The following is a 6,175-nucleotide window of genomic DNA, read 5'->3' as shown; positions in this document are numbered from 1 at the left end:
GCCCCAGCAGATGTCCGGCGGCGAACAGCAGCGCACCGCGATCGCCGTCGCGCTGGCCAACCACCCCTCGCTGGTACTGGCCGACGAACCCACCGGCCAACTGGACTCCGCCACCGGCGAGCAGGTCTTCAACTCCTTCCGCACCGCGAACAAGGAACTCGGCACCACCATCGTCGTCGTCACCCACGACCAGGCCGTGGCCACCGCCGTCGACCGCACCGTCGCCATCCGCGACGGCCGCACCGCCTCCGAAGTCGTCCGCCGCACCAGCGTCGACGACGAAGGCCGCACCACCGTCCACGCCAGCGAGTACGCCACCGTCGACCGCTCCGGACGCCTCCAGCTCCCCCGCGACTACACCCACGCCCTCGACATCCGCAACCGCGTCATGCTCGAACTCGAACCCGACCACATCGCCGTCCGCCCCGACCACGCTGCGGAGGAACAGTCCTAGTACGTCGGCTGGACGTCATGATCTGGCGGTTGGTTGTGCGACGGGTGCGCAGCGATGGCGGTGGTCGTGCCAACGGGCGCCGGCTTGGTGGCGTCGGCGCTGCAGCTTTCCTCGCTGCCAGAGCTCCCGCGACCACGTGAGTAGCGTGGCCTCGGCGCAGACGAGCGCCGAGGACGCCCCCCATCGCCTCGTAACGAGGCAGGTCACGCAGTCCGGCTGGAGTACTCGGTACTCCAGCCCAACTTGCCTCCTCGCGAGTAACCGCCTGCGGGATCGGTGATTGATGTCAGCGAGTCTTGATGTCGCTCGTCCGCCGGTCGAGCCCAGGGGACAGTCGAACTTCCCGGGCCTGCCACCGCCGGCGCAGCCAGCGGTCGTGGCTGGCGACCACGATGGCGCCAGGTCCGGTGCCGAGTGCCTCCTCCAGTTCGTCACACAGGCGGGGGGAGAGGTGGTTCGTGGGCTCGTCGAGCAGCAGCAGGTGGGGCGGGCGGGCCACCAACAGTGCCAGGGCCAGCCGCCGGCGCTGTCCCACCGACAGTTCCCCGACCGGTCTGTTCAGGTCGGCCGCGTGCATCAGGCCGAGCGAGCCGAGCGGCACCTTCACTGACCGGGCTTGGCCCACCGCCACTTCATAGGTGTCGCGGACGGTGCGCGCGGGCCGTTCGAAGACGGTGTCCTGGGTGAGCAGCCCCACCGTCACGTGGCGCCGCTTGCGCACCTCGCCCTCGGCCGGGAGCTGTCCGGCGAGGACGGCGAGCAGCGTCGACTTGCCGGCCCCGTTGCCGCCGGTGACCAGCAGCCGGTCGGTCGCCGCCACCTCCAGGCAGTCCAGTGCCAGCCGGCCCGGCACCCGCACGTCGCGTAGCCTCACCAGCGGCTCCGCGCTCTCCTCGGCCCCCCTGGCCAGGTCCCCGGCGGCGAAGCGCAGGGGGCGCGGTGGCTCGGCGACCTGGGTGCGCTCCAGCTCCTCCAGCCGCCGGGTGGCGTTGCGCACCCGGCGGGAGACGGAGTGCTGTACCCGGCCGGCCCGATGGCCGTAGCCCATCTTTTCGTTGTCGACGCGGCCGCGGTCCGGGGCGACCCGGTGTGCGGTCACACCCACCGACTCGCGCAGTTCTTCCAGTTCCTCCTGCTCCTCGGCGTACCGCCGCTCCCAGCGCTGCCGCTCCGCGTGCTTCGCAGAGAGGTAGGCGCTGTAGTTGCCGCCGTAGCGGACGGGTCCGTTGAGTGCCGGGTCGAGGTCGATCAGGTCGGTGCAGACGGCGTCGAGGAACGCCCGGTCGTGGCTGGCGACCACCACGGTTCCGGGCAGGGACCGGACCTGCGCCTCGAGGAAAGCGGCGGCGTCGTCGTCGAGGTGGTTGGTCGGTTCGTCAAGGAGCAGCGCGGAGGGCCGCCGGACCAGCAGCGCGGCCAGGGCCAGCCGGCCGCGCTGCCCGCCGGAGAGCGAGCGAAGGCTCCGGTCGTGGCCGAGGGCGCCCAGACCGAGGCCGTCCAGGACCAGCGCGGCGCGGCGGTCGGCGTCCCAGGACTCCCGGTCCTGGGCCTGTTCGAGACGTCTGCCGTAGGTGGCGAGGAGTTCCCGGTGGCCGGGGTCGTCCTCGGGGACGCGGGCCAGCTCCTCGCCGAGCCGGTCCAATTCGGCGAGGTCCTCACGGGCCTCGCGCAGCGCCTCGTCCAGTACGGCGCCGAGGGTGGAGTCCGCGTCGAACGGCATCTCCTGCTGGAGGAAACCGACGTCGCGGGGGCGGGAGACGCTTCCCGCGTCGGGTTCGTCCGCCCCTGCGAGCAGCCGCAGCAGGGTGGACTTGCCGACGCCGTTCTCCCCGATCAGGCCGATGCGGTGACCGGGGGAGGCGGTGAGGCAGACGCCGTCGAGGACGCGACGTCCGCCGAGGTCACGGACGAGGTCGTGGGCGAGCAGAGCGGGCTGGGGCACGGGGGATACCGTCCTGGCGTGATCGGTTCTCGGTCCGCCGGGCGCACGGCCTCGGACGCGGACCACGTCACACGTCGGCGGCTCACACCGCCGGTGCCCCCGTCTCCTTCAGCACCCCGTCGGCCAGCCGCAGCCAGCGGTTGATCCCGATCTCGGCGAGGAACCGCTCGTCATGGCTGACCACCATGAAGGCACCCTGGTAGGAGTTGAGCGCGCTCTCCAACTGGCCCGCGCTGACCAGGTCGAGGTTGTTGGTGGGCTCGTCGAGCAGCAGCAGGTGCGGGGCCGGCTCCGCGCACAGCACGCAGGCCAGGGTGGCGCGCAGCCGCTCGCCGCCGGAGAGCACACCCACCGGCAGATGGGCCCGCGCGCCCCGGAAGAGGAACCGTGCGAGCAGGTTCATCCGCTCCGCCTCGGGCCGCTCGGGCGCGAACGCGGCGAAGTTCTCCGCCACAGTGCGGTCCAGGTCCAGCAGATCCAGACGTTGCGACAGGTAGGCGATCCTCCCGTCGTTGCGCTTGATCTCCCCGCTGTCCGGGGCGAGACCACCGGTGACCAGCCGCATCAACGTGGTCTTTCCGGCGCCGTTGGGCCCGGTCAGCGCGATGCGCTCGGGGCCCCGGACGCTCAGGTCAACGCCGCCCGCCGCGAATACCTCCTGGTCGCCCAGGCGGACCTGCATGCCCTCGCCGAGGAACAGGTTCCGGCCGGCGGGCACTTGGGTGTCGGGCAGCTCCAGCGTGAGCCGTTGCTCCTCGCGCAGGGCCCGCCCGGCCTCGTCGAGGCGAGCCTTGGCATCGCTGACCCGGGAGGCGTGCATCGTGCCGGACCTGCCCGCGGCCTCCTGCGCGCCGCGCTTCATGTTGCCGGCGAAGATCTTGGGCAGCCCGGCGTTCTTCAGGTTCTTGGCGGCGTTGCTCGCCCGGCGCTCGGCGCGCTCGCGGGCCTGCTGAAGTTCCCGCTTCTCCCGCTTCAGTTCCTGCTCGGCGTTGCGGACGTTCTTCTCGGCGACCTCCTGCTCGGCACGGACGGTCTCCTCGTACTCGGTGAAAGTACCGCCGTACAGGCGCAGTTCGCCGCTGCCGAGTTCGGCGATGCGCTCCATGCGGTCCAGCAGCGCGCGGTCGTGGCTGACCAGGAGCAGACAGCCATTGAACTCCGACAGCACGTCGTAGAGCTTGTGCCGGGCCTGGAGGTCGAGGTTGTTGGTCGGCTCGTCGAGCAGGAGGACGTCGGGACGCTTGAGCAACTGTGCGGCGAGCCCGAGGGAGACCACCTGGCCTCCGCTGAGCGTGCTCAGGCTGCGGTCCAAGGTGAGGTCGGCCAGGCCCAGCCGGTCGAGCTGGGAGCGGGTGCGCTCCTCGATGTCCCAGTCGTCACCGATGGTGGCGAAGTGCTTCTCGTCGACGTCCCCGGACTCCACAGCGTCCAGGGCGCGGATCACCGCGGCGACGCCGAGCACCTCGGCGACGGTGAGGTCGCTGGTCAGGGGCAGGGTCTGCGGGAGGTAGCCGAGCGTACCGTGCACCGACACCGAGCCCGTGGCGGGCTTCAGCTCACCGGCGATCAGCTTGAGCAGGGTGCTCTTGCCGGAGCCGTTGGGCGCCACCAGGCCCGTACGGCCCGGGGTCACGGAGAAGGACAGCTCGTGGAAGACGGGGGTGTCGTCGGGCCAGGCGAAGGAGACGTTCGAGCAGACGACAGCGGCGTCGGACATGAAAATGACCTCGGAGGTACAAGGGCAGAGCGTAGACCTCTGCCCTGGGCAGACGTGGGAGAAGGAGGTACGACGAAACGGACCACCTCGGCAGCGCTCTTGAGCGCCGGCCGGTGGCCGTCAGATCCGGATCTCACCCGGAGATGTCGTCGTCACCCACCACGTCTGACTCCTCATTGCCGTCCTATGTCAGCCACCAGCATAACAACACGTCCCGGTCTCCGGCCCTTCCCATGATCGCGATCGGCGGCTCCCGCTGCCGACATGCCTTGCCGGCCGGTGACCCGTACTCCGTACCACTGCGGCACCACGGCAGGAGTCCATGCCCCAAGCCCCATCGGACGGAATGAGGAGCAGCGACCGCGGCGGGCAGATCTCCGCCGAACAGGAGCCCTCACCTACGAACGCTGCGCCCAGGCACTGCCCGCCTATGAGCCGTCCAAGCCGAAGAACAACCGGCTCGGTCCTGCCGCTGCCGAAGGCGGACGACGGAGCAGCCGGCACCCTGCTGTGCGCCTCTGCAGCGCGCCGCGATGCTTTGGGAAGCACCCACGGTGCCCCCTGCCAGCTGCTGCAGGCCGCTCAGCCGCGCCGTGCCGCCTGGACGGCGTGGCGCAGCATGTCCTTGAACGAGGCGCCGGCGGGGTCATCGCCCGGCGCGACGTGCATCGACTCGGCCTCGGACCGGTTGGACCAGCGGGTGAAGACCGATACCCCGGGGTCAACGGCCAGTCGCTGATCGACCTCTGTGACGGTCATGTCAGCCAGCCGCCCGGAGTGTGCTGTGGTCTTCCCTGTGTACGTATCGGCGACCGCGACCAAGAGATGCCGCGGCAGCAACACGGCCGCAGTCAGCCTTGCGCGCTGTGGGTCGCCCCCGAGCAAGCGCGCGAAGACGCCGGGACGGCGCCGGGGCACACTGCGGGTCTCCACGCCGGCGACCGCGGTCGACGCGGCATCACCAAGCAGTTCGGTCTCGGCGACGGCCAGAATCGCCGTACGCAACCGGGAGTCCAGATCCTCAAACGTGCAACCGCGGCTCGTGCGGTCGAACAACTGCTCAGGCATGGGCGCATCGTAGCGGGGGCACCGATGGCCGGCTCGCGGCCTGGCCGACGCTCTTTTACAGCCGGTCGGCGGGAGGGTCCACCGGGTGTACTCGTTCTCGTGACCATCGACCACAGCTCGGGTGGGACGCCTGCTGGAGTCGTGCGCATCTGCGGTCGGAACTCGGGTTCTGGCTCAGGTTCTGTGATCGGTGACGCTGGGTTATCCGGACAGGGCGCTGAGCACCCACCTCGCATCATGCCGAGCCTGAGACGACGGAGGACGGCCAGCGGCAGGTCAGTGCCCGGAGACCACGAGGTGGGCCCTTTCCCGGGGACGGGTCAGGGCCAGGTAGTGCTCCTCGGCCAGGCGCCAACGGGACTCCCAGTCGATCGGGCCGTGGTCGTCACCGCGCTCTCGCAGGCGGCGCATGGATTCCTCCCGCGGGGTGTCGACGTACACAAGGAGGTCGTAGTAGTCGGCGAGTTCGGGCCGGGCGGTGTACACGCCCTCCGCGATGACGATGCCGCAGGCGGAGACGCCATGGCTTTCGTCCGGGGCCAGATCACCGGTCGCCCAGTCGTAGCGCCGGTAGGTGGCGTCACGGCCGGCTGCGAGCGGGACAAGCACTTCCTCGCGCAGCCGCTGCCAGTCGAAGTAGCGGTGGTAGCCCTCTTCGGGATCCAGCCCGGCGCGCTCCTCCGGGTCCATGGGGCGGTAGAAGTCGTCACCGTGAACCACCGCAGCGCCGCGCAGCTCCGCCAGGGTTGTCGCCAAGGTCGACTTGCCGGAGCCACCCATGCCATCGATGGCGATCAGGAACACTCCTCGGCGGCTTCGGGCGTCGATAGCGGCGCCAACCTCTTCAGCACCGATGGAGATCGTCGTCATAGCGGCATTCTGATCACAGCAGGCGCCTCAAGAGAAGGGCAACGACTTCGCATCACGATCCCAGGACCCCGAACTGTCGGCCCGACACCCGGCCACTCTTCGTTGTCGGGCAACATACCAAGCC

Annotated in this window: 5 protein-coding genes; 1 reads left to right on the top strand and 4 read right to left on the bottom strand. The window is 70.3% G+C overall.

The window, feature by feature from the left end:
* On the top strand, positions 1–454 hold a 454-nt coding region (locus PV341_RS02170; RefSeq protein WP_500356535.1), incomplete at its 5' end, for an ATP-binding cassette domain-containing protein.
* 286 nt (positions 455–740) lie between these two features.
* On the opposite strand, the gene PV341_RS02165 is transcribed toward PV341_RS02170, so the two are convergent.
* From PV341_RS02165 to PV341_RS02150, 4 genes are all read right to left on the bottom strand, one after another.
* Positions 741–2,396 carry an ABC-F family ATP-binding cassette domain-containing protein gene (locus tag PV341_RS02165; protein WP_500356533.1) on the bottom strand — a complete coding sequence of 552 codons (1,656 nt, stop codon included), beginning with the start codon at positions 2,394–2,396 and terminating at the stop codon, positions 741–743.
* An 82-nt stretch (positions 2,397–2,478) separates the two neighbouring features.
* Entirely contained in the window at positions 2,479–4,113 is a 1,635-nt protein-coding gene (abc-f, locus tag PV341_RS02160; protein WP_500331989.1) for a ribosomal protection-like ABC-F family protein, read from the bottom strand.
* 582 nt (positions 4,114–4,695) lie between these two features.
* Positions 4,696–5,181: a hypothetical protein gene (locus PV341_RS02155; RefSeq protein ID WP_500356532.1), complete on the bottom strand. Its 486-nt coding sequence runs from the start codon at positions 5,179–5,181 to the stop codon at positions 4,696–4,698.
* A 276-nt stretch (positions 5,182–5,457) separates the two neighbouring features.
* Positions 5,458–6,051: a uridine kinase family protein gene (locus PV341_RS02150; RefSeq protein WP_500331987.1), complete on the bottom strand. Its 594-nt coding sequence runs from the start codon at positions 6,049–6,051 to the stop codon at positions 5,458–5,460.
* Positions 6,052–6,175 lie beyond the last annotated feature (124 nt).

The organism is Streptomyces sp. PA03-1a (assembly GCF_033792805.1).
Classification (GTDB): Bacteria; Actinomycetota; Actinomycetes; order Streptomycetales; family Streptomycetaceae; genus Actinacidiphila.
The sequence above is the reverse complement of the archived record's forward strand: the minus strand, read 5'-3'. Positions and strand labels throughout refer to the sequence as shown.